The 24,622-nt window shown below is 71.5% G+C and carries 21 protein-coding genes and 1 riboswitch; of the genes, 8 read left to right on the top strand and 13 right to left on the bottom strand.

What is annotated here, in order from left to right; translation table 11 throughout:
* The 4 genes from C4U44_RS36630 to C4U44_RS36615 are packed head-to-tail and all read right to left on the bottom strand — an operon-like array spanning position 1 to position 4,294.
* Entirely contained in the window at positions 1 to 798 is a 798-nt protein-coding gene (locus C4U44_RS36630; protein ID WP_103890420.1) for an ABC transporter permease, read from the bottom strand.
* On the bottom strand, positions 798 to 1,745 hold the full coding sequence (locus C4U44_RS36625; protein WP_103890419.1) for an ABC transporter permease: 948 nt from the start codon (positions 1,743 to 1,745) through the stop codon (positions 798 to 800). Before C4U44_RS36625 ends, C4U44_RS36630 begins: the two co-directional genes overlap by 1 nt.
* Entirely contained in the window at positions 1,742 to 3,028 is a 1,287-nt protein-coding gene (locus C4U44_RS36620; protein WP_103890418.1) for an ABC transporter ATP-binding protein, read from the bottom strand. The genes C4U44_RS36625 and C4U44_RS36620 overlap by 4 nt, the downstream gene beginning before the upstream one ends.
* 36 nt (positions 3,029 to 3,064) lie before the next feature.
* Positions 3,065 to 4,294 carry a polyamine ABC transporter substrate-binding protein gene (locus C4U44_RS36615; RefSeq protein WP_103890417.1) on the bottom strand — a complete coding sequence of 410 codons (1,230 nt, stop codon included), beginning with the start codon at positions 4,292 to 4,294 and terminating at the stop codon, positions 3,065 to 3,067.
* Between the two features lie 320 nt (positions 4,295 to 4,614).
* Between C4U44_RS36615 and C4U44_RS36610 the strand changes: the two genes are divergently transcribed.
* Together C4U44_RS36610 and C4U44_RS36605 are read left to right on the top strand one after the other, a co-directional pair.
* Complete coding sequence (locus tag C4U44_RS36610) at positions 4,615 to 5,715, top strand: adenosine deaminase (protein WP_103890416.1); 1,101 nt, start codon at positions 4,615 to 4,617, stop codon at positions 5,713 to 5,715.
* 36 nt (positions 5,716 to 5,751) lie between these two features.
* Positions 5,752 to 6,444 carry a glycerophosphodiester phosphodiesterase gene (locus C4U44_RS36605; protein ID WP_103890415.1) on the top strand — a complete coding sequence of 231 codons (693 nt, stop codon included), beginning with the start codon at positions 5,752 to 5,754 and terminating at the stop codon, positions 6,442 to 6,444.
* 79 nt (positions 6,445 to 6,523) lie between these two features.
* On the opposite strand, the gene C4U44_RS36600 is transcribed toward C4U44_RS36605, so the two are convergent.
* Positions 6,524 to 7,969, bottom strand: coding sequence for a gamma-aminobutyraldehyde dehydrogenase (locus tag C4U44_RS36600; RefSeq protein WP_235032620.1), 1,446 nt, complete (start codon positions 7,967 to 7,969; stop codon positions 6,524 to 6,526).
* A gap of 206 nt (positions 7,970 to 8,175) precedes the next feature.
* On the opposite strand from C4U44_RS36600, the gene C4U44_RS36595 reads away from it, so the two are divergent.
* The 5 genes from C4U44_RS36595 to C4U44_RS36570 all read left to right on the top strand — a co-directional run bounded on the left by C4U44_RS36595 (position 8,176) and on the right by C4U44_RS36570 (position 13,560).
* A complete protein-coding gene (locus C4U44_RS36595; RefSeq protein WP_200823537.1) occupies positions 8,176 to 8,637 on the top strand; it encodes an Lrp/AsnC family transcriptional regulator in 462 nt (153 codons plus the stop codon).
* Between the two features lie 2 nt (positions 8,638 to 8,639).
* The gene (locus C4U44_RS36590) at positions 8,640 to 10,019 is read left to right on the top strand and encodes an aspartate aminotransferase family protein (RefSeq protein WP_103890413.1); all 1,380 of its coding nucleotides are present in this window, start codon (positions 8,640 to 8,642) and stop codon (positions 10,017 to 10,019) included.
* Between the two features lie 245 nt (positions 10,020 to 10,264).
* Complete coding sequence (locus C4U44_RS36580) at positions 10,265 to 10,987, top strand: ABC transporter ATP-binding protein (RefSeq protein ID WP_103890411.1); 723 nt, start codon at positions 10,265 to 10,267, stop codon at positions 10,985 to 10,987.
* A gap of 91 nt (positions 10,988 to 11,078) precedes the next feature.
* The gene (locus tag C4U44_RS36575) at positions 11,079 to 12,191 is read left to right on the top strand and encodes a hypothetical protein (RefSeq protein WP_103890410.1); all 1,113 of its coding nucleotides are present in this window, start codon (positions 11,079 to 11,081) and stop codon (positions 12,189 to 12,191) included.
* Positions 12,192 to 12,441: 250 nt separating this feature from the next.
* The gene (locus tag C4U44_RS36570; protein ID WP_103890409.1) at positions 12,442 to 13,560 is read left to right on the top strand and encodes an LOG family protein; all 1,119 of its coding nucleotides are present in this window, start codon (positions 12,442 to 12,444) and stop codon (positions 13,558 to 13,560) included.
* A gap of 163 nt (positions 13,561 to 13,723) precedes the next feature.
* On the opposite strand, the gene C4U44_RS36565 is transcribed toward C4U44_RS36570, so the two are convergent.
* From C4U44_RS36565 to rlmN, 4 genes are all read right to left on the bottom strand, one after another.
* Positions 13,724 to 14,746, bottom strand: a complete 1,023-nt coding sequence (locus C4U44_RS36565) for an ABC transporter ATP-binding protein (RefSeq protein ID WP_103890464.1) — start codon at positions 14,744 to 14,746, stop codon at positions 13,724 to 13,726.
* A gap of 8 nt (positions 14,747 to 14,754) precedes the next feature.
* Positions 14,755 to 16,515 carry an ABC transporter permease gene (locus C4U44_RS36560; RefSeq protein WP_103890463.1) on the bottom strand — a complete coding sequence of 587 codons (1,761 nt, stop codon included), beginning with the start codon at positions 16,513 to 16,515 and terminating at the stop codon, positions 14,755 to 14,757.
* Positions 16,516 to 16,562: 47 nt separating this feature from the next.
* Positions 16,563 to 17,663, bottom strand: a complete 1,101-nt coding sequence (locus tag C4U44_RS36555) for a thiamine ABC transporter substrate-binding protein (protein ID WP_103890408.1) — start codon at positions 17,661 to 17,663, stop codon at positions 16,563 to 16,565.
* A riboswitch (TPP riboswitch) is annotated at positions 17,656 to 17,792 on the bottom strand. (Overlaps the previous gene by 8 nt.)
* Before the next feature lie 24 nt (positions 17,793 to 17,816).
* Positions 17,817 to 18,923, bottom strand: a complete 1,107-nt coding sequence (gene rlmN, locus C4U44_RS36550; RefSeq protein ID WP_103890407.1) for a 23S rRNA (adenine(2503)-C(2))-methyltransferase RlmN — start codon at positions 18,921 to 18,923, stop codon at positions 17,817 to 17,819.
* Between the two features lie 279 nt (positions 18,924 to 19,202).
* Between rlmN and C4U44_RS36545 the strand changes: the two genes are divergently transcribed.
* Complete coding sequence (locus tag C4U44_RS36545) at positions 19,203 to 19,727, top strand: hypothetical protein (RefSeq protein ID WP_146088429.1); 525 nt, start codon at positions 19,203 to 19,205, stop codon at positions 19,725 to 19,727.
* 28 nt (positions 19,728 to 19,755) lie between these two features.
* Here C4U44_RS36545 and C4U44_RS36540 read toward each other — a convergent pair whose 3' ends face one another.
* The 4 genes from C4U44_RS36540 to pyrH form a co-directional block, all read right to left on the bottom strand.
* A complete protein-coding gene (locus C4U44_RS36540) occupies positions 19,756 to 21,708 on the bottom strand; it encodes a hypothetical protein (RefSeq protein WP_146088428.1) in 1,953 nt (650 codons plus the stop codon).
* 249 nt (positions 21,709 to 21,957) lie between these two features.
* Complete coding sequence (locus C4U44_RS36535; RefSeq protein ID WP_103890404.1) at positions 21,958 to 22,959, bottom strand: phosphatidate cytidylyltransferase; 1,002 nt, start codon at positions 22,957 to 22,959, stop codon at positions 21,958 to 21,960.
* A 160-nt stretch (positions 22,960 to 23,119) separates the two neighbouring features.
* Positions 23,120 to 23,677 (bottom strand): ribosome recycling factor, encoded by a 558-nt coding sequence (gene frr, locus C4U44_RS36530; protein ID WP_103890462.1) that lies wholly within the window; start codon positions 23,675 to 23,677, stop codon positions 23,120 to 23,122.
* 108 nt (positions 23,678 to 23,785) lie between these two features.
* Complete coding sequence (gene pyrH / locus C4U44_RS36525; RefSeq protein ID WP_103890403.1) at positions 23,786 to 24,607, bottom strand: UMP kinase; 822 nt, start codon at positions 24,605 to 24,607, stop codon at positions 23,786 to 23,788.
* Positions 24,608 to 24,622 lie beyond the last annotated feature (15 nt).

The raw sequence follows: 24,622 nt of genomic DNA, 5'->3' as shown, positions 1-24,622 counted from the left end.
TCAGCCACGGGCCTTCCTGCGTCCGCCGGCCAACTGCCCGGCCAGCACCAGCAGGACGGCGATCACGAACATCGCGGTCCCGATCACGTTGACCTGGACCGGGGTGCCGCGCTGCGCCGAGCCCCAGACGAACATCGGGAAGGTGACGCTGTTGCCGGCGTTGAAGCTGGTGATGATGTAGTCGTCGAAGGACAGCGCGAAGGACAGCAGCGCCCCCGCCGCGATGCCGGGTGCGGCCAGCGGCAGCGTGACCCGCAGGAAGGTCTGCGCCGGGGTGGCGTAGAGGTCCTGCGCGGCCTGCTCCAGGCGCGGGTCCATGCTCATCACGCGGGCCTTGACCGCGGTGACCACGAAGCTCAGGCAGAACATGATGTGCGCGATGAGGATGGTCCAGAAGCCGAACTGGATGCGCATGTTGAGGAAGAGGGTGCCGAGCGAGGCGCCCATCACCACCTCGGGCATCGCCATCGGCAGGAAGATCAGCATGTTGGTGGCGCCCCGGCCGCGGAAGCGGTAGCGGGCGAGCGCGAAGGCGGTCATGGTGCCGAGCACGGTCGCGGCGACGGTCGCGTAGACCGCGATCTTCAGGCTGAGGGTGAGCGAGCCGCACATGCCGGCGACGCCGCAGGGATGCTGCCAGGCGTCGGTGGAGAAGTGGTTCCAGGTGTAGTTGAAGCGGCCCTTGGGCTGGTTGAAGGAGAACGCGAGCACCACGAGGTTGGGCACGATGAGGTAGACGAGGGCGAGGACGCCCGCGATCACCACGAGGTTGGCGCGCAGCCGGCGGATCAGTCGCATCAGACCAGCTCCTCCGTTCCGGCCCGGCGGATGTAGAGGGTGACGACGGCCAGGATGACCGCCATCAGGATGAAGGACAGGGCCGCCGCCGTCGGGTAGTCCAGCACCCGCAGGAACTGCGACTCGATGACGTTGCCGATCATCTGCTGGTTGGTGGAGCCCAGCAGTTCGGCGTTGATGTAGTCGCCGGAGGCGGGGATGAAGGTGAGCAGGGTGCCGGCCACCACGCCCGGCATGGACAGCGGGAAGGTTACCTTGCGGAAGACGGTGAACGGCGTGGCGTACAGGTCGCCGGCGGCCTCGTGCAGGCGCCCGTCGACCCGCTCCAGCGAGGTGTAGAGCGGGAGGATCATGAACGGCAGGAAGTTGTAGGTCAGCCCGCACACCACGGCCAGCGGGGTGGCCAGCACCCGGTCTCCCTCGGTGATGCCGAGCCAGGACGTCACGTCCAGCACGTGCAGGTCGTTCAGGAAGGACACCACGGGGCCCTGGTCGGCGAGGATCGTCTCCCACGCGAGGGTGCGGATCAGGAAGCTGGTGAAGAACGGCGCGATCACCAGGATCAGCACCAGGTTGCGCCAGCGCCCGGCCCGGAAGGCGATGGTGTACGCCAGCGGGTAGCCGATCACCAGGCACAGCACGGTGGCGATCCCGGAGTAGACCAGGGAGCGGACGAAGTGCGGCCAGTACTCGGTCAGCGCGTCCCAGTAGGTGGCGAAGTGCCAGGTGACCTTGAAGCCGTCCTCCAGGGTGCCGGTCTGCACCGAGGTCGACGCCTGGTAGACCAGCGGCGCGACGAAGAAGACCAGCAGCCAGGCCACGCCGGCGAGCAGCAGCAGGTACGGCACCCGCCGGCGGCGGGCGGCGGCCCGGCGCTGCGCCTTCCCCGGCTCGGCGGGCGCCGGGGCGGCGGGCGGTGACAGGGGTCCGGCGGCGGCAGCGGTCATACGGCGGCCCCCTCGGCGCTGTCGGTGCTGTCCGTGCTGCCGGTGCTGTCGCCGGGCCCGGTCCCCGGTTCGGTACGGCCGCGGGCCGCCCCGCCGCCGTGGCCGGAGCCGCTGCCGGTGTCGGTGTCGGAACCCGCGTCGAGACCGGCGTCGATGTCCTGCTCCGCGTCGAGCCCGAAGGTGTGCTCGGGGTTCCAGTGCAGGACGACCGGCGCGCCCGGCACCAGCCGGGTGTCGCGCTCCACGTTCTGCACGAACACCTCCAGGTCCGGGCCGACCGGGCTGTCGACCACGTACTGGGTGGACACGCCGATGAAGCTGGACGCCGTGATCCGGCCGGATATCCGGTTCCGGCCGGCGGGCACCGCCTCCGCGTCGTCGCCGTGCACGAGGGTGATCTTCTCCGGGCGGACCCCCGCCAGCACCCGGTCGCCGGGGGCGGCCCCGGTCCGGCAGCGGGCCGCGGGCAGGGTCAGTTCCTGCCCGGCGCGGGTGAGCCGCAGGATGCCGTCGGCGGCGCCGGTGACCTCGGCCTCGATCAGGTTCGACGTGCCCAGGAAGTTCGCGACGAAGGTGGAGGCGGGGTTCTCGTAGAGGTCGGCCGGCGCGCCCATCTGCTCGACCCGGCCGGCGTTCATCACCGCGACGGTGTCGGCCATGGTCATCGCCTCCTCCTGGTCGTGGGTGACGTGGACGAAGGTGATGCCCACCTCGGTCTGGATGCGCTTGAGTTCGAGCTGCATCTGGCGGCGCAGCTTCAGGTCGAGCGCGCCGAGCGGCTCGTCGAGCAGCAGCACCTTCGGGCGGTTGATCAGCGCGCGTGCCACCGCGACGCGCTGCTGCTGCCCGCCGGAGAGCTGGTGCGGCCGGCGTCGCGCCAGGGGGCCCAGCTGCACCAGGTCGAGCATCTCGCCGACCTGCTTCCGCACCGACTTGATGCCGCGCCGGCGCAACCCGAACGCGACGTTCTCGTAGACGTCCAGGTGCGGGAAGAGCGCGTAGTTCTGGAAGACGGTGTTGACCGGGCGCTTGTACGGCGGGAGGGCGGTGACGTCCTGGCCGCCGAGGTGCACCGTCCCGGTGCTGGGCGTCTCCAGCCCGGCGATCATCCGCAGGGTGGTGGTCTTGCCGCAGCCGGACGCGCCGAGCAGCGCGAAGAAGGAGCCGGCCGGCACGGCCAGGTCGAGCGGGTGGACGGCGGTGAACGCGCCGTAGGCCCGGCTGATCCCGGTGAGGCGGACGGCGTCGTCGGACTCTGCTGTGCTCGTGCTGGGGGTCGTCATGGAGGTGTCCTCGGGGGGTGCGGGGAGCAGACCGGGTCAGGCGCCGATGAGCTTGGAGAACGTGTCCTCGTACCGCGAGTCCTCGGCGTCGCTGAGCGAGCGGAACTCGTGCGTCTTGGCGTCCATGGCCGCGTCGGGGAGGATCAGCGGGTTGCTCGCCAGCCCGGGGTCGATCTTCGCCAGGTACGGCTTGACCCCGGCGACCGGGCACACGTAGTTGATGTACGCCGAGAGCTGGGCCGCGACCGGCGGCTCGTAGTAGTAGTCGATCAGCCGCTCGGCGTTCGTCTTGTGCCGGGCCTTGTTGGGGATCAGCAGGTTGTCGGTGGACGACAGGAAGCCCGAGTCGGGAAAGACGTACTCGATGTCGGGGTCGTCGATGCGCAGTTGGACCAGGTCGCCGGCCCAGGCGACGCAGGCGGCGATGTCGCCCTTGCTGAGGCCGTCGGTGTACTCGTTGCCGGTGAACTTCCGGATCTGCTGGCTGTCGACGGCCTTCTGGATGCGGGCGACGGCCGCGGCGAAGGTGTCGTCGGTGACCTTCTCGGGCAGCTCGCCCATGTCGAGCAGGGTCATCCCGATGGTGTCGCGCATCTCGGAGAGCATGGCGACCTTGCCCTTGAGCGAGGTGTCGTCGAGCAGTTGGGAGATCGAGGTGACCTTCCGCCCGCCGGTGGCCTTCTTGTTGTAGGCGATGCAGGTGGCGATGCCCTGCCAGGGATAGGAGTAGGCGCGGCCCGGGTCCCAGTCGGGGCTGCGGAAGCGCTGCTCCAGGTTCGCGTAGGCGTGCGGCAGGTTCGCGGAGTTCAGCTGCTGCACCCAGCCGAGCCGGATCATCCGGCCGGCCAGCCAGTCGGTGAGGACCATCAGGTCGCGGCCGGTGTCCTGGCCCGCGGCGAGCTGCGGCTTGATCTTGCCGAAGAACTCGATGTTGTCGTTGATGTCCTCGGTGTACTTGACCTTGATGCCGGTGCGCCGGGTGAAGGCGTCCAGGGTCGGACGGTGCTTGCCGTCGTCGCTGACGTCGATGTACTCGGTCCAGTTGGAGAAGTCGACCACCTTCTCCTGCGCCGAGTGGTCGGTGGAGACCGTGCCGCCCTTGCGGCCGGCCGCGGGTATGCCGCACGCGGTGAGCCCGGCGGTGCCGATCACGCCGAGCCCGGCGGCCCGCAGCAGCGAGCGGCGGGCGAGCGCGCCCCGGCCGCTGGTCATGCTGCGCGCCATGGCCGCGCGCTGGGGCGGGGAGAGGGTCTCGAACTGCTCCATGGGTGGTGCCCTTCCGAGGGATCGGCCGGGGGACGCCGGGCGGGGTGAGCCGGAGGGGTCGGCCGGGAGGACCGGCCGGGGGGGTGGCCGGGGCGCCTTGCCGGGGTCGCGAGTCCATGCACCAGCGTGGTCAAAGCCTGGATTGATGGCCGATCCTGGCAGAGCGGACCGCCTCCAACAAGGGATTCCGTTGTTGCCTTTTGGTTACGCGACGAAATCTGTGCTCTGACCATCACGGAGTGGCCGGAGGGGATCGCGGGCGGCGCACATTACGATGAACGCCACTGGCCCAACGCCCCGCGCACCACCGGAGGACCCGCATGCCCGAGACCGCACCCGGCCGCTCCCCCGTCGCCGCCCCGGGCGGCGGCTCCGGCCTGGACGCCTTCATCGCCGGGCTGCCGAAGGCCGAACTCCACGTCCACCACGTGGGTTCCGCCTCGCCCCGGATCGTCTCGGAGCTGGCCGCCCGCCACCCCGACTCGAAGGTGCCGTCCGACCCGGCCGCGCTCGCGGAGTACTTCACCTTCCGGGACTTCGCCCACTTCATCCAGGTCTACCTGTCCGTGGTGGACCTGGTCAGGGACGCCGAGGACGTACGCCTGCTGACGTACGAGGTGGCCCGCGACATGTCCCGGCAGGCGATCCGCTATGCCGAGTTGACCGTCACGCCGTACTCCTCGACCCGGCGGGGCATCCCCCCGCAGGCGTTCATGGAGGCGATCGAGGACGCCCGCAAGGCCGCCGAGGCGGAGCTGGGCGTGGTGCTGCGCTGGTGCTTCGACATCCCCGGCGAGGCGGGCCTGGAGTCGGCCGAGCAGACCGCCCAACTCGCCGTGGACCTGCGGCCGGAGGGCCTGGTCTCCTTCGGGCTCGGCGGGCCCGAGATCGGGGTGCCGCGGCCGCAGTTCAAGCCGTTCTTCGACCGGGCCAGGGCGGCCGGGCTGCACAGCGTGCCGCACGCCGGGGAGGCCACCGGACCGCAGACCGTCTGGGACGCGCTGAACGTCCTGGGCGCCGAGCGGATCGGGCACGGCACCAGCTCCGTGCAGGACCCCCGGCTGCTGGACCATCTCGCGGAGCACCGCATCCCGTTGGAGGTCTGCCCGACCTCCAACATCGCGACCCGGGTGGTGCCCACCATGGAGGAGCACCCGATCCGGCAGATGGTCGAGGCGGGCGTCCTGGTCACCGTGAACAGCGACGACCCGCCGATGTTCGGCACCGACCTGAACACCGAGTACGCGGTCGCCGCCCGGCTGCTGGAGCTGGACCGCGCCGGTGTCGCCGACCTGGCCAGGAACGCGGTGCACGCGTCCTTCCTCGACCCGGCGGGCAAGGCGCGGCTGGCGGCGGAGATCGACGCCTACACGGCGTCGTTCGACGGGTCCGGTGGCGCCGTCCCCGCCGCTCGGGGCTGACGCGTGGCTCCGCGCCGGTCCGGTCCGCTGGGCGGGATGAGCCCGGTAACGGTCGTCGCCCACAGAGGCGACCCTTACGTGCACCGGGAGAACACCCTCCCGTCGGTCCGATCCGCGCTGCTCAAGGGCGCCGACGTGGTCGAGGTGGACATCCGCCTCACCGCGGACGGCGTGCCGGTGCTGCTGCACGACGCGACGCTGGAGCGGCTGTGGGGCCACCCGGTGCCGGTGACCTCGCTGACCCGCGAGGAGCTGGTCGAGACGACCGGCGGCGGCGTGCCGGCCTTCGCCGACGCGCTCGCCGAACTCCTCCGGCACGACGTCCCGGCCCGGATGCTGGTCGACCTCACCGAGCCCGCGCAGGTGGCGGCCGCGGTCGCGGCGGTACGGGACGCGGGCGCGGCCGACCGGGTCTACTACTGCGGGGCGCTGGCCGCGATGCGCGAGGTGCGCGCCCTGGAGCCGTCGGCGGAGGTCGCCATGACCTGGAAGACCTCCTCGCGTCCCGCCGACGCCCTGCTCGACGGCCTCGCCCCGCGCTGGCTCAACCTCCGCTTCGGCCTGGCCGATCCGGCGACCGTCGCCTGGGCCCACGACCGCGGACTGCTGGTCGCCGTCTGGACCGCGGACTGGCAGCGCTCGATGTCCCGGCTGATCGCGGCGGGCGTGGACTCGATCACCACGAACCGGCTGGACACCCTGCTGCGACTGGTCGCCCACCGCTCCTGACGGCCCGGCCGAGCGGGCAGGGCGGGCGGGCCGGGAAGCCCCGGCTCCGCCCCGGCCCGTGCGCTCGGCCGAGACCCGATCAGGCGTCGAGCGACGTCATGACGTGCTTGATGCGGGTGTAGTCCTCGAAGCCGTACGCGGACAGGTCCTTGCCGTAGCCGGACTGCTTGAAGCCGCCGTGCGGCATCTCGGCGACCAGCGGGATGTGGGTGTTGATCCACACGCAGCCGAAGTCCAGGCTCCTGGACATCCGCATGGCCCGGCCGTGGTCCTTGGTCCACACCGAGGAGGCCAGCCCGTAGTCGATGTCGTTGGCCCAGGCGACCGCCTGCTCCTCGTCGGTGAAGGACTGGACGGTGATGACCGGGCCGAACACCTCGCGCTGGACCGCCTCGTCGTCCTGCCGCAGCCCGGAGACCACGGTCGGTGCGTAGAAGTAGCCCTCCTCGCCGACCCGGTGGCCGCCGGCCTCGACCTTGGCGTGCGCGGGCAGCCGCTCGATGAAGCCGGCGACCTGGGCGAGCTGGTTGGCGTTGTTGAGCGGGCCGAAGAGCACGTCCTCGTCGTCGGGCAGGCCGGTCCTGGTGCCGGCGGCCACCTTGGCGAGGGCCTCGGTGAACTCCTGGCGGACGCCTTCCTGCACCAGCACCCGGCAGGCGGCGGTGCAGTCCTGGCCCGCGTTGAAGAACCCGGCGACTGCGATGTCCTCGGCGGCCTTGGCGAGCGCGGCGCTGTCGAGGTCGTCGAAGACCACCACGGGCGCCTTGCCGCCCAGCTCCAGGTGCACCCGCTTGACGTCCTTGGCGGCCGATCCGGCGACCTCGATGCCCGCGCGGACCGAACCGGTGATGGACGCCATCGCCGGCACCGGGTGCTCCACCATCAGCCGCCCGGTGTCGCGGTCGCCGCACACCACGTTGAAGACGCCCTTGGGCAGGATCGCGGCCATGATCTCGGCGAGCAGCACCGTGGAGGCCGGGGTGGTGTCGGACGGCTTGAGCACCACGGTGTTGCCGGCCGCGATGGCCGGGGCGAACTTCCACACCGCCATCATCATCGGGTAGTTCCAGGGCGCGACCTGTGCGCACACCCCGACCGGCTCGCGCCGCACGATGGACGTCAGGCCCTCCATGTACTCGCCGGCCGAGCGGCCCTCCAGCATCCGGGCGGCGCCGGCGAAGAAGCGGATCTGGTCGACCATCGGCGGGATCTCCTCGCTCGCGGTCAGCGCGAGCGGCTTGCCGGTGTTCTCGCTCTCCACCGCGACGAGCTCGTCGGCGCGGGCCTCGACGGCGTCGGCGATCTTGAGCAGCGCCTTCTGCCGCTCGGCGGGTGTGGAGTCGCGCCAGCCCGGGAACGCCGCCTTCGCGGCGGCCATGGCCGCGTCCACGTCGGCCTTGCCGGACAGCGGAGCGGTCGCGTACGCGCGGCCGGTGACCGGGCTGACCACCTCGGTGGTACGCCCGTCGGCGGCGTCGCGGAATTCTCCGTCGATGTGGTTGCGCAGAGTACGGAGTTCGGTCACGGCGCTTGCTCCCTGGTCCTTCTGGTCCTTGTCCATGTGCTGAGACGCAGCCCAGCTTAGCGCCAGAACTGCCGTATTCGACACACCTGCCCGGTCACAACAACCGATTCGGTGTTACAGCCGCCTTGACGCAACGGAATTCATCGTCCAGGGCTTGCGGGACCGTCGACCTCTCCTGCACAGTGGTGCGCGTGGCCACTCGTGACATGAACGGCGCCTCCGCGTCGATCGACGCCGTGTCGAAGGCGATCATCGAACAGCTCCAGGAGGACGGCCGGCGCCCCTACGCGGCGATCGGCAAGGCGGTGGGGCTGTCCGAGGCCGCGGTGCGCCAGCGGGTGCAGAAGCTGCTCGACCAGGGCGTGATGCAGATCGTCGCGGTGACCGACCCGCTCACCGTGGGCTTCCGCCGCCAGGCGATGGTCGGCGTCAACGTCGAGGGCGACCTCGACCCGGTCGCCGACGCCCTCGCGGCACTCGACGAGGTCGAGTACGTCGTGCTCACCGCGGGCTCCTTCGACCTGCTGGTGGAGATCGTCTGCGAGGACGACGACCACCTGCTGGAAATGATCAACAAGCGCATCCGCGCGCTGCCCGGCGTCCGCACGACCGAGACCTTCGTCTACCTCAAGCTCCGCAAGCAGACCTACACCTGGGGAACCAGATAGCCATGACCGCTCCGAACCCTGATCTGCCCGATCTGTCGAGGTCCGCGTACGACCACCTGTGGATGCACTTCACCCGCATGTCGGACTACCAGGACGCCCCGGTGCCGACCATCGTCCGCGGTGAGGGCGCCTTCATCTACGACCAGCGCGGCAAGCGCTACATCGACGGCCTGTCCGGGCTCTTCGTGGTGCAGGCCGGGCACGGGCGGCACGAACTGGCCGAGACCGCCTACAAGCAGGCGCAGGAACTGGCGTTCTTCCCGATCTGGAGCTACGCCCACCCCAACGCGGTCGAACTCGCCGAACGGCTGGCCGGCTACGCCCCCGGCGACCTCAACAAGGTCTTCTTCACCACCGGCGGCGGCGAGGCGGTGGAGACCGCCTGGAAGCTGGCGAAGCAGTACCACAAGCTGACCGGCAACCCCGGCAAGTACAAGGTGATCTCGCGGGCCGTCGCCTACCACGGCACCCCGCAGGGCGCCCTGTCCATCACCGGACTGCCCGCGCTCAAGGCCCCGTTCGAGCCGCTGGTGCCCGGCGCCCGCAAGGTGCCCAACACCAACATCTACCGCGCCCCGATCCACGGCGACGACCCCGAGGCGTTCGGCCGCTGGGCCGCCGACCAGATCGAGCAGGAGATCCTCTTCGAGGGCGCCGAGACCGTCGCCGCGGTCTTCCTGGAGCCGGTGCAGAACGCCGGCGGCTGCTTCCCGCCGCCGCCCGGCTACTTCCAGCGGGTCCGCGAGATCTGCGACCGGTACGACGTCCTGCTCGTGTCCGACGAGGTGATCTGCGCGTTCGGGCGGCTCGGCACGATGTTCGCCTGCGACAAGTTCGACTACGTGCCCGACATGATCACCTGCGCCAAGGGCATGACCTCCGGGTACTCGCCGATCGGCGCGTGCATCATCTCCGACCGGCTCGCCGAGCCCTTCTACAGCGGCGACAACACCTTCTTGCACGGCTACACCTTCGCCGGCCACCCGGTCTCCGCCGCCGTGGCGCTGACCAACCTCGACATCTTCGAGCGCGAGGGGCTCAACCAGCACGTGCTCGACCACGAGGCCGGCTTCCGCGCCACCCTCGACCGGCTGCGCGACCTCCCGATCGTCGGCGACGTCCGCGGCAACGGCTTCTTCTACGGCATCGAGCTCGTCAAGGACAAGGCGACGAAGGAGACGTTCACCGACGAGGAGACCGAGCGGGTCCTGTACGGGTTCCTGTCCAAGGAGCTGTTCGACAACGGGCTGTACTGCCGCGCCGACGACCGCGGCGACCCCGTCGTCCAGCTCGCCCCGCCCCTCATCTCCGAGCCGCCGCTCTTCGACGAGATCGAGTCCATCCTGCGCGGCGTCCTCCAGGACGCCTGGGCCAAGCTCTGAGCCACCCCGCGGCCGGCCGGGCACCGCGCCCGGCCCCGCGGAGGACGGCGCGCCCCGGTCCGGCCCGCGCCCGGGCCGCGCTCGGCCGAACGGGGGGCGCGCCGTCGTGTCTGCGCCGTGCCGGGGGCGCGGCATGCCTACCGTGCCGGGGAGTGACCGCACACTCCCCCGGCTCGTTGCCCGAGTGAACGCTCAGCGCAGCGCACCGCGCCGGGGGAACGACTCGCGACTCGCGGAGGTACGGCATGGAGGCCCCGCCCGACAACGACGTGCTCTGGGCCCGCGCATTGCGCCACTCCTACCAGGGCTCGCCCGCACTGCTCGGCGTGTCGATCAACGTGCGGGCCGGCGAGATCCTCGCACTGGCCGGCCCCCGCGGCTCCGGGAAGTCGACGCTGCTGCGCTGCCTGTCCGGGCAGCTCGTCCCCGACGAGGGCGAGGTGTGGTTCAACAGCGGCCCGGTGCACACGCTGCCCGAACCCGCCCGTGAACGGCTCCGCCGCGACCGCTTCGGCTGGATCGGCGCCGACCCGCAGCTGCTGCCCGAGCTGAACGTGTGGGAGAACGCCGCGCTGCCTTTGCTGCTGCGCGGCGAGGGAAGCAGGACCGCCCGCGCCGCCGCCCGCGAGTGGCTGGACCGCCTCGACATCGGCGACATCGCCCGCCGCCGCCCGGCCGGGCTGCCCGCCGCCAAGCGCCAGCGCGTCGCCGTGGCCAGGGCGCTGGTCACCGCTCCCGCGGTGGTCTTCGCCGACGAGCCGACCGCGCCGCTGCACCACAGCGACCGCGCCCAGGTGCTCCGCACCCTCACCAGCGCGGCCCGCACCCACGGCATCACCGTCATCCTCGCCACCAGCGACCCCGACATCGCCCGCCACGCCGACCGCGTCATCCCCTTCAGCGACGGCCGCGCCGGCACCCCCGCCCAGGACCAGGATCTGTCCGCTCCCCGCCCGGCCGTCGTATGAAGGGCCGCGACGGAGGCGCCGGCGACGCAGGCGCGCACGGCAGACGGGCCGAGCCGGGCCGGCGTGCGACCGCCGCACCGCGGAGCGGATCGTGCTGAGCCTGCGGCTGCTGCGCGGGGCGCGTCCGGCCGCACTGGCCCGCTGGGCCCTGGTGGCGCTCGCGTCGTGGGGTACGGGCCTGCTCCTGCTGGCCGCGCTCGGCTGGGCCCTCGCGCACCCGAAGGGCGGCGCGTCGGACGCGGTCGTACGGCTCGGCTGGTGCGTGGTGCCCGTCGTCGTCACGGTGCAGCTCGCCGTCGCGGTGGGCCGCGCGCAGCCCGGTGCCTGGCCGCGCCCGGGCCTTGCCGCGGTCGGCCTCGGCCGGACCGGCGTGGTGCTGCTGGCCGCGGCGACCGCGACCCTGGTGTGCGCGTTCGGCAGTGCCCTGGCCCTGGTCACCTTCCTCCAGTTGCGCGGGGACATCACCGGCGTCCCGTATCACGGTGTCGGGCCCGGGCTGCTCGCGACGGGCCGCAGCCTGCCGGCGGCCGGGGCGGTGACGCTGCTGGCGCTGGTCCCGGTCGCGACCGGCGCCGCCAGCGCCGCGCGGCTGCGCACCGGCGGCGAGGCCGCCGACGGGGTGCCGGGCGGGCTGCCCTGGGGCGTCGCGCTGGTCGCGACCGGCCTGGCGATCGAGGTGACCGCGCCCGACGGGCACACCCTCGCGCTGCCCAGCGGCATGGGCGCGATCGCGCCGGCCGCCGTCGGCGGCTGGGTGCTGACCGCCGCCGGACTGGTCCTGGCCGGCCCCGGCCTGGTCCACGGGTGCGGCCGGCTGCTCGCGGCCTTCCGCCCCGGCGGGCTGCGGCTGCTGTCCGGCCGCGGCCTCCAGCACGAGGCACGCCGGCTCGGCCGCCCGCTCGGCCTGCTGTCGGCGACCTCGGCGGCGGCCCTGTCCGGGTACGGCCTGCAGCAGCACACCGGCCGCACCCTCGGCCCGGTGACCACCTTCGCGGCGACGCTGGTCGCGGTGTGCGTGCTGGCCTCGGCCGCGGTGGCCGCCGTCGAGTCCCGCAGCGCCCGCATGCCGTCCAACACCGCGCTGCGCGAGCTCGCGGCCCCGGCGTCCCTGCTGCGCGCGTCCGCGGCGATCCGGGTGGGCATCCTGGTGGTCGCCTTCCTCGCCCCGACACTGCTGGTCGCCGCGCTGTCCCCGCGGCCGTAGACCCGCTGCCCGTCGCCTGATGCGCCGCCGACGCGGCGCCGTGTGCGGTCCCCGTGCACGGCGCCACGTCAACGGCCTGGACCCGAGGTCAGCCCCCTCCCGCCACCTCGTGCTCACCTGACCGCGCTATCGTGCAGGCGTGCCCGTACCCACTCCCCCCGATTCGCCCCATCCACCCGTTCCGCACCTGCCCCGCCCGGCGCGCGCGTCCCAGCTCCCGCAGCAGTGGCCCGAGCCGCCCGAGGCACCGGTGGATGCCGCGCCGCCGGAGGGGAACCGCCGGCCCCGCGACGTGGAGACGCTGGAGGAGTTCGACGCGGTGGCGATCAGCGGGTCGTTCGCGGGCTGCCGGCTCCAGGCCGTGGACCTGACCTCGCGGACCTTCGCGCTGCTGGTCACCGACACCTCCGAGGCGGTGTTCCTCGGCTGCCCGATGGAGCCGCAGGCCCTGGCGCATGTACGGGCAGGCGGCGCGCTGGTCTTCCCGCCGGTGCCCGGCCTGCCCTTCGACCCGTACCGCGCGGCACCGTACCGGCCCGACGAGCTGTACGCGGGCCTGGCCGAGCACGGCTACCGGGCGACCCCCGACGCGCGGACCCACGCCTGGTCGCTGCGGACCGCGGAGGACGGCGACGTGTTCGCCTCGATGCTCCGCTCCATCCACGACGACGCGGTCTCCGACGCGCTGGACGAGCGGCTCGGCGGCCTCCAGGTCGTCGGGGTGATGGGCGGCCACGCCATGGAGCGCGGCACGGACGCCTACGCGGGCGCCGCGCGGCTGGGCCGCTCGCTGGCCCGGGCCGGACTGACAGTGGCGACCGGTGGTGGCCCCGGGGCGATGGAGGCGGCCAACTTCGGCGCGTACGCCGCCCCGTACGACGACGTGATGCTCGGCAAGGCGCTGGACGTGCTGGCCGGCACCCCGACGTTCGGCCCCTCCGTCGACGCGTGGGCGGCCACCGCGTTCGACGTGCGCGACCGGTGGCCGGACGGCGGGCCGTCCTACGGCCTGCCCACCTGGTTCTACGGCCACGAACCGACGAACCCGTTCGCCGCGCACATCGCGAAGTTCTTCGCCAACGCCACCCGCGAGGACGGGCTGCTGTCGCGCTGCTCGGCGGGAGTGGTGTTCCTGCCGGGGGCGGCCGGGACGGTGCAGGAGATCTTCGACGCCGCCACCGCCAACTACTACGGCTCGCGCGGCGAGCCGGCACCGATGGTCCTGGTGGACCGGGCGCACTGGACGGACGAGTTGCCGGCCTGGCCGCTGCTGCAGACGCTGGCGGCGGGGCGCGCGATGAGTCGGCGGATCGCCTTGGTGGACGGTGTGGACGAGGTGCCTGCGGCGCTGGAGCAGCTCAGCGTGTAGCGGGCTGCTTTCGGGGCGGGCCGCCCGCACGGCCCGACGCGGTCGCGCCCGGGCCTTCCCCCGTCGGGGGCCGGCCGCGCGGCTCCCCGCGCCCCTGTGTGCTGACGTCCTCCGTGTCACTGGCCGACCGACCACCGGGCCGGCCGGGCGCACCCGGCGGACGTCACTCGCGGTCGAGCACGACCACGTCCTCGGCCGCGAAGCCCGCCCCCACCACCGCACCCTCCTCCGGGGTCTCGCGCAGCACGCACTCCGCTTCGAGGTCGGGGCCGCGCTCGGGTCGCAGCAGCACGCCGACGTGGCCGCCGCGGAAGGTCCGGGAGACCACCTCGCAGCGCAGCCCTCCCCCGGGCGGGCCGAGCCGCACCCCGGAGGGCCGGACCAGGAGCTGGTGCTCGCCCTCGGGGGTGCCGGCGGGAACCGGCAGCGTGCCCCAGGCGGTGTCGGCGACCGCGCCGTTGACGGTGGCTGCGGTGATGTTGTCGAAACCGAGGAAGCGGGCCACGAACGCCGAACCGGGTTTCTGCCAGACCTCAAGAGGCGTGCCGCTGCGCTCGATCCGCCCGTCGCGCATCACCACCACCCGGTCCGCGAGCGCGAACGCCTCGCCCTGGTCGTGCGTGACGGCCAGCACGGTGGTGCCCAACGTCCCGAACAGCCGGCGGAGTTCCACCACCAGGCGCTCGCGCAGCGAGCGGTCCAGCTGGCCCAGCGGCTCGTCGAGCATCAGCAGCCGGGGTTCGGGGGCGAGCGCGCGGGCCAGTGCGACCCGCTGCTGCTCGCCGCCGGACAGCGTGGCGACCGGCCGGGCGGAGGCGCCGGGCAGGCCGACCAGGTCGAGGAGTTCGGCGGTGCGCCTGTCGCGCGCGTCCCGCGGCATCTTGTGCATGCGCGGCCCGAAAGCCACGTTGCCGCCGACGTCGCGCTGCGGGAAGAGCTGGTGGTCCTGGAACATCAGCCCGACCCCCCGGCGGTGCGCGGGCACGCCGTCCTGGTCGGCGCCATCCAGCAGCACCCGGCCGCCGTCGAGCTGTTGGAGCCCGGCGACGGCCCGCAGCAGCGTGGACTTGCCGCTGCCGCTGGGCCCGAGCACGCAGACGATCTCGTGCGCGGCGGCGTCCAGGCTCACGGCGTCCAGCGCGGCGCGCGCCCCGAACCGTACGGTGACGGCGTCCAGGCGCAGCAGGGGATCGGTCATCGGTGGCTCTCCGAGCGGGCGGGGACGGAGGGGGTCGCGGGGAGTTCCGGGTCCCCGGCGCCGGGCCTCTCCCCGGCGGACGGGACGGCACCGGCAAGGGCGCTGCCCTCGCTGGGCGCGACGGGAAGCACCTCCTTGCGGCCGGTGGCCCGGCGGCGCCGCCCTGACAACGGGTACTCCAGGAGGAGCAGGCTGGCCGCGCACACCACCATGAGGATGGTGCTCAGGGCCATCGCCTGGCCGTAGTTCATCGCGCCGGCCCGCCCGAGCAGGCGGGCGACGGCCACCGGCAGGGTCGGGCTGTCGGGGCGGGCGATGAAGACCGTCGCGCCGAACTCGCCGAGCGACACGGAGAACGCGAACCCGGCGGCGATGCCCAGCGCCCGCCCGACCAGGGGCAGTTCGACCTCACGCCAGACCCGCAGCGGGGACGCGCCGAGCACCGCGGCGGCCTCCCGCAGCCGCTGGTCGACCGCCCGCAGCACCGGGAGCATCACCCGCACCACGAAGGGCGCGCCCACCAGCGCCTGCGCCAGCGGCACCAGCAGCCAGGAGTCGCGCAGGTCGAGCGGCGGCCTGTCGAGGCTGATCAGGAAGCCGAAGCCGACGGTGACCGCCGAGGTGCCCAGCGGCAGCATCAGCAGCCCGTCGAAGCCGCGCATCAGCCGCCCGGTGCGGCGGGTGAGGGCGGCCGCGGCCAGCCCGCCGACCACCAGGGCGATCACGGTGGCGGCCGCCGCGTAGCGCACCGAGTTCGCGACCGTGTGCAGCGGCGAGACCAGGAAGGTGCCGTCGGCGCTGGTGGAGCCGAGCGCGCGGTAGAAGGTGAGGCCGTAGCCCGTCGGGCCGTCGAACGAGCGGGCGGCGAGCACGCCGAGCGGCAGCAGGATCAGCAGCGCGATCACCGCGAGCACGCCGGCCAGCAGGGCCCGCTCGCCGATCCCGCGTGGACGGTGCGCGGTGCCCGCCGGATCGACCAGCCGCAGCGCGGACTCGCGGCGCCGCGCCGTCCACGCGTGCACGGCCAGGATCGCGACGACGGCGAGGAGTTGGAGCAGGGTGAGCACGGCGGCGGTCGGCAGGTCGAAGATCTCGGCGGTCTCCCGGTAGATCTCGACCTCCAGGGTGGCCCGGGTGGGGCCGCCGAGGATCTGGATCACGCCGAAGGAGGTGAAGGTGAACAGGAAGACCATCACCCCGGCCGACGCGACGGACGGGGCGAGGGCGGGCAGCGTCACGCGGCGCCAGGCGGCAAGGCGGCCCGCGCCGAGCATCCGGGCGGCCTCCTCCTGGCGCGGGTCGAGCTGCGCCCACAGCCCGCCGACGGTGCGGACGACCACCGCGTAGTTGAAGAAGACGTGCGCGATGAGGATGGCCCACACCGAGGTGTCCAGCCGCACGCCGAACAGGCTGTCGGTGAAGCCGCCCTGCCCGAGCAGCGCGAGGAACGCCGAGCCGGCGACGACCGTCGGCAGCACGAACGGCACCGTGACCACGGCCCGCAGCAGCCGCTTGCCGGGGAAGTCCAGCCGGGCGAAGGCGTACGCCCCGGGCAGCGCGACCGCGAGGGTCAGCGCGGTGGAGGCGGCGGCCTGCCAGCAGGTGAACCACAGCACGTGCCGCACCGAGCCGTCGCCGAGCACGTCGCCGATCCGGCCGAACCGCCAGTGGCCGCCCTCGTGGAGGCCGCGGCCGACGATGGACGCGACGGGGTAGGCGAAGAAGGCGGCGAAGAACGCCGCCGGCAGCGCGGCCAGGGCGAGGCCGGTCGCGGTCGCGCGCCGGTGCCCCGCCCCGCGAGCCGTTACAGGACGATGGAGTTCCACGACTTCACCCAGTCGTCACGCTTCGCGGCGATCTTGTCGGGCGGGAGCGTCGTCGGATGCGCGACCTTCGCGCCGTACGTGGTGAACAGCGACGGTTCCTTGGCGCCGTTCACGACCGGGTCCACGTACATCTGGAGCGGCATGTCCTGCTGGAAGGTCCGGGTGAGCATGAAGTCGATGAAGGCCTTGGCGCCCGCCGGGTTCTTCGCGCCGTGCAGCACCCCGGCGAACTCGATCTGGCGGAAGCAGGTGCCGGTGGCCACCCCGACGGGCGACTGCGCGGGCGGCGGGTTGACGCCGACCACCTCGGCGGGCGGGCTGGAGGCGTACGAGACCACCAGCGGCTTGCTGCCCTTGGCCTTCTTCCCGGCGGCCGACCCGGAGAACGCGCTGTCGTACGCCTGCTCCCAACTGTCCACGACCTGGACCCCGTTGGCCTTGAGCTTCTTCCAGTACGCCTGCCAGCCCGAGTCCCCGTAGGTGGCCGCACTGCCCAGCAGGAAGGCCAGGCCGGGCGAGGAGGTGGAGACGTTCTCGGTGACCAGCAGGTTCTTGTACTGCGGCTTGACCAGGTCGGCGAAGGTCTGCGGCGGGGCGAGGTGGTGCGAGGTGAAGTAGGCGCGGTCGTAGTTGACGCACACGTCGCCGGAGTCGATCGGCGTCACGCGGTGCTTGCTCGCGTCGAGTTGGACATCGGTGGCCACCTGGTCGAGGCCCTTGGCGGTGTACGGGTCGAACAGGCCGTTGTCGAGGGCGCGCGAGAGCAGGGTGTTGTCGACACCGAAGAAGACGTCGCCGCGCGGGTGGTCCTTGGTGAGGATGGCCTGGTTGACGGCCGCGCCCGCGTCGCCGCCGCGCAGCACCTTGACGGTGTAGCCGGTCTCCTTGGTGAACTCCGCCATCACGGACTTGGAGGCGGCGAACGAGTCGTGGCTGACCAGGGTGACCGTCTTCGACGGCTTGCCGTCGGCCTTCCCGCCGGAACCGGACCCGGAACCGCCGCAGGCGGCGAGGAGGGTGGCGCCCGCGGTGGCGAGGACCAGCGTGCTCACGGCACGCCGACGGGTGGTGTTCTGCACTGTGCTGACTCCCTACGCCGGTATGACCCGGATCAGGTGGGAGGGTCTGCGGCCTGGGCTCCTCGACGGTTCTCCCGTCGCCCCAGCCGCACTCTCAGCGCCGTCTCAGGCGCTCCCCTGTCGGATGTTCGGTTGTCCTACCAGCGCACCGTATCAGCGCGCCGACGCGGCGAGCTGACCGCAGGCCCCGTCGATCTCCTGGCCGCGGGTGTCCCGGACGGTGACCGGCACGCCGTGGGACTCCAGGGCGGCCACGAACGCCCGCTCGTCCTCCGGGCGGGACGCGGTCCACTTCGAGCCGGGGGTGGGGTTGAGCGGGATCAGGTTGACGTGCACCCGGTGGTTCTTGAGCAGCTTGCCGAGCCGGTCGGCGCGCCATGCCTGGTCGTTCACGTCGCGGATCAGGGCGTACTCGACGGAGACGCGGCGCCCCGAGACGTCGGCGTAGTGCCAGGCGGCGTCGAGGACCTCGCGGACCTTCCAGCGGGTGTTGACCGGCACGAGGGTGTCACGCAGCTCGTCGTCGGGGGCGTGCAGGGACACCGCGAGGCGGCACTTGAAGCCCTCGTCGGCGAACCGGTGCATGGCGGGGACCAGGCCGACCGTGGAGACGGTGATGCCGCGCTGGGACAGCCCGAGGCCGTCGGGCGCCGGGTCGGTGAGGCGGCGGATCGCGTCGACCACCCGGCGGTAGTTCGCCAGCGGCTCGCCCATGCCCATGAAGACGATGTTGGACAGCCGGTCCGGGGCGTCCGGCACCTCGCCGTCGCGCAGCGCGCGCATCCCGGCGACGATCTGGTGCACGATCTCCGCGGTGGACAGGTTCCGGTCCAGCCCGGCCTGCCCGGTGGCGCAGAACGGGCAGTTCATCCCGCAGCCGGCCTGTGACGAGATGCACATCGTCACCCGGTCCGGGTACCGCATCAGCACGGACTCGACGAGGGTTCCGTCGAACAGCCGCCAGAGCGTCTTGCGGGTCGCCCCGTCGTCGCAGGCGGCGTGCCGGACGACCGTCATCAGTTCCGGCAGCAGGTCACCGGCCAGCCGGTCCCGCGAGCCCGCCGGAATGTCGGTCCAGGCCGCCGGGTCGTCGGCGTACCGCGCGAAGTAGTGCTGCGACAACTGCTTGGCCCGGAACGGCTTCTCCCCCAGCGCCGCCACCGCCTCCCTCCGCTCCGCGGGCGAGAGGTCGGCAAGATGCCGCGGCGGCTTCTTGGCCCCGCGCGGCACGGCAAACGTCAGTTCTCCGGGTACAGGCATGATGCGTACCAGTGTCGCAGACATGAGCTGGTGCCCAGCCCGGCCGCGATGGTGACGGTCGTCTCCGGTGGTCCGCGGCGGAGCGGACTGTGGCCGGGCGGCCCAGGGACGGTCTCCGCGCCGTCTCGCCGACGCAGCGTTGCAAGGGGGCCGGCAAGTGGAGCCATCGCCGCCGGTCCCCATAGATCCGTTTGGCAAAGGGGGCGCCAAGAAAGTCCGGCTGCCGTCCTGGCACGTCCCACCCGCCACTAGCGTGACCGCGTCGATAGGAAGGTGCCGATGCCCAGAGTTGCTTCCACCCGGTGGCACGCCACTGCCGGTGCCGGTGTGCTCGCCTTGGTACTCGGTGCGACGGCGTGCAGTGCGTCGAAGGACAACGGACTCTCCTCGTCCGCGGCCGGCACGCGCCTCCGCTCCGACGCGACCGCGGTCCTGAACGCCATGGCATCGAACGCCGGGGCCAAGCTGCCCGCCTATACCGTCACGGAGAACGGGACCTCCGCTATCCCGTGTGGGGACGGAAAGGCGAGGCGCACGTTCTCCGCCCGGCAGGTCAGACCGTGGAAGGGGACGCCCACCGCGTCGGACATGCACGGCCTGCTCTCCATAGGGGACTCGGTCCTCGAGAACGCCAGCCGCGGATACGAGCAGGACACCGGAGTCGCGCAGCAGACCGGCCCGTCCGTCGTGGCCTGGCCCCTGGTCAACAACAAGTCCGGCACCCACATCACCCTCACCGCCCGACAGGGGGCGGACAACTTCACCGTCACGGTGACCGGCCGGACCGACTGCCTGAAGCGGTGACCCGGCCGAATGCAACGGCCTCCACAGATCACTTTCCGTCAACCTCACTGGCGACCAGATCGGACTGGGTACTGGTCAGATCACCCGAAGCGGCCTCCTCCTCGCCGTGGAACGTGTCGGTCCCGGTCGGGAGATTCTGGTCGCCCAGCCATGCGGAGAACTTCGCCAATTTGGCCTTGTCCCCGGCGAACTGCTCGAACTCCAGAAGCTTCCCGTCCTTGTCCCTGAGTTCCGGTGGGATGGGCGTGGTCTTCCAGCCGGCGTCGATCAGCGGTCGTGCAATGCTGTAGCGAGCACTCTCCTGGATGATTCTCTGATTCTCGCCAAGCTCCTCCGTTTCCTCGGGACCCTTGAAGAAATCAGCCAGGGGGAACTCTTTGCCCCACCACATGCCCGACCGCCACATGAGCTTCCGGTTCACCGGTTCCAGCAGCTTGACCTCCGGTTCACCGGCCAGCTCCAGGCCCAGGAAGAGCGCCCGCTTCTCGTTCTCCATGAACGTCTCCTGAGACTTGTCCGTATCACCTCGAACCTTGGCCATGGCGTCGTATTCGAGCCGGGAAAATCCGCCGAACGCCTTCGCGGCGTCGGTGAAGTTCTGGGCGTACCCGCTCTTGGCGTCAAGAGCCTTTCGGTCGGCCACGGCGGCGGCGGTCAAAGTCCTGCGCTGGAGATCACCCATCGCGGTGTCCAGCGGATCCGACCAGCTGTCGTCACCGGCAAAGGTCTTCAGGAAGCGATAGGTATCGGAAGCACTCAGATAGAACCCGGGTTTGAGCCCCGGAAGGTCTTTGAAGGCTGCGGCCTGCGGTGGCCCCATGGACGAGTCGGGGTCACCGAAGCCGTTCTGGGTGTACGAGCCGGTGACCATCTCCGGTGCGTACGAGGCAGCGAGCCGCCCCATGTCCTGCTTGAACCAACCGTCGAAGTTCTGCACGTCGCCGTTACCCACCAGGCGGATCGTCTCGTAGGCGAAGAGATTCTCGTATGCGCTGTGGGTGGTGCGGTCCGCCTCCCACTTCCCGTCCGGGCCGTCGTGACCCCGTACACCGGAGGCCACGTCGAACACCTTGCCGAGCGCCGTCTGCGTGGCGGCGTCCTGGCGCGCGTAATCGAGCAGTAACTTCATGTGAGCCTCAAGGTCCGGGGCCTTGGGATCGCCCATCTGCGAGAGTGCGACGAAGGATGCCTGGCCGCTGTGCGCCAGCGCTTGAAGGTTGAGGGCAACGCTGTCGATCGGCAGCCCGAGCGTCCTTGCTGCCGTCGCGTCGCCCGAGAACGTGGAGCCCTTGCCCTGGGCGAGTCTGTCGAGCACGTTGGCCCGAGTGCACTCCTCCAGGAACTCATCAGGAAAGTTGCCGTACTGGAGCATCGCCGCGCGATCCCAGCCCGGCTCGTTCCCGCCCTTGGATTCCTCCACGAGGTACGACTTCTTGACGCTGTCGAATCCCTTCGCCGGCGAGAGCGCGCTCACGGCGGTGCCGAAGGCATGGCTGTAGATCTTCAGGTCTTCAGCACCGGTCTTGGTGCCCGTCGCGGCGAGCAGGCTGGGTAGCCCCGTCGCCGCGGCGGGCGAGAGGCCCGCGTAGAAGGCCGAGCAGAAATCAGGGTCGTCCTTGTGTGCAGCAAGCAGCAGCGCCAGTTGGTGGTATCTGGCAGCTGCCTTCGCGTCGCCACCGGCGTTCTCGTTGAATTCTTTGGCCAACGCTTTTCCGTTGGCCTGCGCCTGCGCAGACGTGAGGATCACCGGTTCGGGCAGGTGCACCATGTGGCCGGCGGGCTGCCCATGGTCCAGCGCTGCGGCCAGACCCTGCCGCCTTTTGAGCATCGGGAGCTGATCATCCATCCAGCTGCAGAGATGCAGGATCTTATTCAGCTCCGACGTATCAAGGCCCATATGAGCGAAACGTGACCTCATCGACGATACGCCTCGCCGCAGGTCATCCTTGTCTCCCGTGAATGACGTGATCATCAGAAGCATCGCTTCAGGATCTATCCCCGAAAATTCGCCCATGCCGCCCCCTGTGTCCGGCTTTGCCAATGTTGAGTCCACTCCACCAGTCGAGAAGTGGATCGCATGGGGATTTTGCCTGCTCTATGCATGCAGCACTAGGGATTGCCGATTGCGGCGCTCCGGGCTCCGGGATGGAGAGGCCGGACACGAGGGCTCGGTTCTCCCGGGCAGGCAGAGCGGGACCGCCCGCGGGTGGGCGTCGGGGGGAGGTGGTCGCTAGCCCTGGCCGACGAAGGCGACCAGGAGGAGCCAGACGACCGGGGCCGTGGGGAGGAGGGAGTCGAGGCGGTCCATGATGCCGCCGTGGCCCGGGAGGAGGGTGCCCATGTCCTTGATGCCGAGGTCACGCTTGATCATGGACTCGCCGAGGTCGCCGAGGGTGGCGCTGACCGCGGCCGCCAGGCCGAGCAGCAGGCCCTGCCACCACCGGCCGTCGTCGATGAAGTACTGCATGAGCAGCGCTCCCGCGACCATCGCGAAGGCGATCGCGCCGATCAGGCCCTCGCGGGTCTTGCCGGGGCTGATCCGGGGAGCGAGCTTGTGGCTGCCGAAGCGCCAGCCGACCGCGTAGGCGCCGGTGTCGCTGATCACCGTCAGCAGCAGGAAGACGAGTACCCGGCGCGGCCCGTCGTCAGCGGCGAGCATCATGACGACGAAGGTGGCGAGGAAGGGCACGTAGAACGCCGCGAACACCGCGGCCGTGACGTCGCGCAGGTAGTCCTCGGGCGGCTTGGCCATCCGCCAGACCAGGACCGCGAGCGCGGTCAGCGCCATCGCGATCCACGCCCCGTCGGCGCCGTCGACGTATCCCGCGATCACCATCGCGATGCCGCCGGCCGCCAGCGGGATCAGCGGCGCCTGGATCTGCTTGCGCTCGGCGAGCCGGGAGGTCAGCTCCCACAGGCCCACGACGACCGCGACCACCACGATGCCGACGAAGACGGCCTTGACGATGAACAGCGCCGCGACCACCACCACGCCGAGGCCGACACCGACCCCTATCGCGGCCCGCAGGTCGCGCCCGGCGGACTTCTTCGCGGGCGGCGCGGCCGGCGGCTCGGAGCCGTACGGTCCGGAGCCGGGACCCGGTGGCGGCGGGTCCTGGGGTGGCGCGGGTGGTGGCGGCATGGTGGAGATCTTCCTCCTGACCCCGGGTTCCGAGGCGGAACCCGCCGCGTGACCGGCGCGTGGCGAAGCGCCCCAGGAAGAATCGTTCACGGAGCGTCGCCTCGCGTCGTCGTCAGGGTGGTGGTCGGCCGGGGAGAGATTGCGCGGTCCGGGGCGGGGACGGTACGGAAGGGACGGCGAACGGCGCGCAAGGGTGCGGTACCGCGCCGGGGCGCGGCACATCGCGAACGGTACGGCGTACCGCGGGAGGTCAGACCTCCAGCAGTTCCGCTTCCTTGTGCTTGAGCAACTCGTCGATCTGCGCCACGTACTTCGACGTGGTGTCGTCGAGTTCCTTCTCCGCGCGGCGCACCTCGTCCTCGCCGGTCTCGCCGTCCTTGACGAGCTTGTCGAGGGTCTCCTTGGCCTTGCGCCGGACGCTGCGGATCGAGATCTTCGCGTCCTCGCCCTTGGTCTTGGCGACCTTGATGTACTCGCGCCGGCGCTCCTCGGTGAGCTGCGGGAACACCACCCGGATGATCCGGCCGTCGTTGCTGGGGTTGACGCCGAGGTCGGAGTTGCGGATCGCCTCTTCGATGTTGCGCAGGCTGCTGCTGTCGAAGGGGGTGATCACCGCCATCCGCGGCTCGGGCACCGCGAAGGAGGCGAGCTGGTTGATCGGGGTGACCGCACCGTAGTACTCGGCGACGATCTTGTTGAACATCGCCGGGTGCGCACGGCCGGTGCGGATCGCCGCGAAGTCGTCCTTGGCGACGACGACGGCCTTCTCCATCTTCTCCTCGGCCTCGAGGAGGGTCTCTTCAATCACCATGTGCTCCTGGTATTCAGAAGGCAGAGCCGTCGGATGGGGCCCCTGCGCACGTCTTTCTGCACGGTGTCGGACCGGGCAGCCTGTTGTCCAGACCGGCCGCGCCGGTCATGCTCTGGTGCCCTGGTCGTTGACCAGCGTGCCGATCTTCTCACCCTTGACGGCCCGGGCGATGTTGCCTTCGGCGAGCAACTCGAAGACCAGGATGGGCAGCTTGTTGTCCTGGCAGAGCGTGATCGCGGTGAGGTCGGCCACCCGCAGGTCGCGGGCGATCAACTCGCTGTACTCCAGGGCGTCGAAGCGGACCGCGTCCGGGTTGTGCTTGGGGTCGGAGTCGTAGACCCCGTCCACCCCGTTCTTGCCCATCAGCATCGCCACCGCGTCAATCTCCAGGGCACGCTGGGCGGCGGTGGTGTCGGTGGAGAAGTAGGGCATGCCCATACCGGCGCCGAAGATCACCACGCGGCCCTTCTGCAGGTGCCGGACCGCGCGCAGCGGGATGTAGGGCTCGGCGACCTGGCCCATGGTGATGGCGGTCTGCACCCGGGTCTCGATGCCCTCCTTCTCCAGGAAGTCCTGGAGGGCGAGGCAGTTCATCACGGTGCCGAGCATGCCCATGTAGTCGGAGCGGGCCCGGTCCATGCCGCGCTGCTGGAGTTCGGCGCCGCGGAAGAAGTTGCCGCCGCCGAGCACGACCGCGATCTCGTAGCCCTCGCGGACCACCGCGGCGATCTCCCGGGCGATGGCGTGCACGACGTCCGGATCGACGCCGAGACCGCCGCCCCCGGCGAACGCCTCACCGGAGAGCTTGAGCAGGTAGCGGCGGGGAGCGGCCCCGTCGCGGTCGACCCGCGCGGTCGCCCCGCGGGCGTCGCCGTCGTCGTGGGTGTGGTCGTGGGCCTTGCCGGCGCCTTCGGCACCATCATCCATGGGAGATCTCCTCGT

It is taken from the genome of Actinacidiphila yanglinensis, from assembly GCF_900107965.1.
GTDB classification, from domain to species: domain Bacteria; phylum Actinomycetota; class Actinomycetes; order Streptomycetales; family Streptomycetaceae; genus Actinacidiphila; species Actinacidiphila yanglinensis.
Note: the sequence above shows the minus strand (reverse complement) of the source record. Positions and strands in the feature narration are given on the sequence as shown.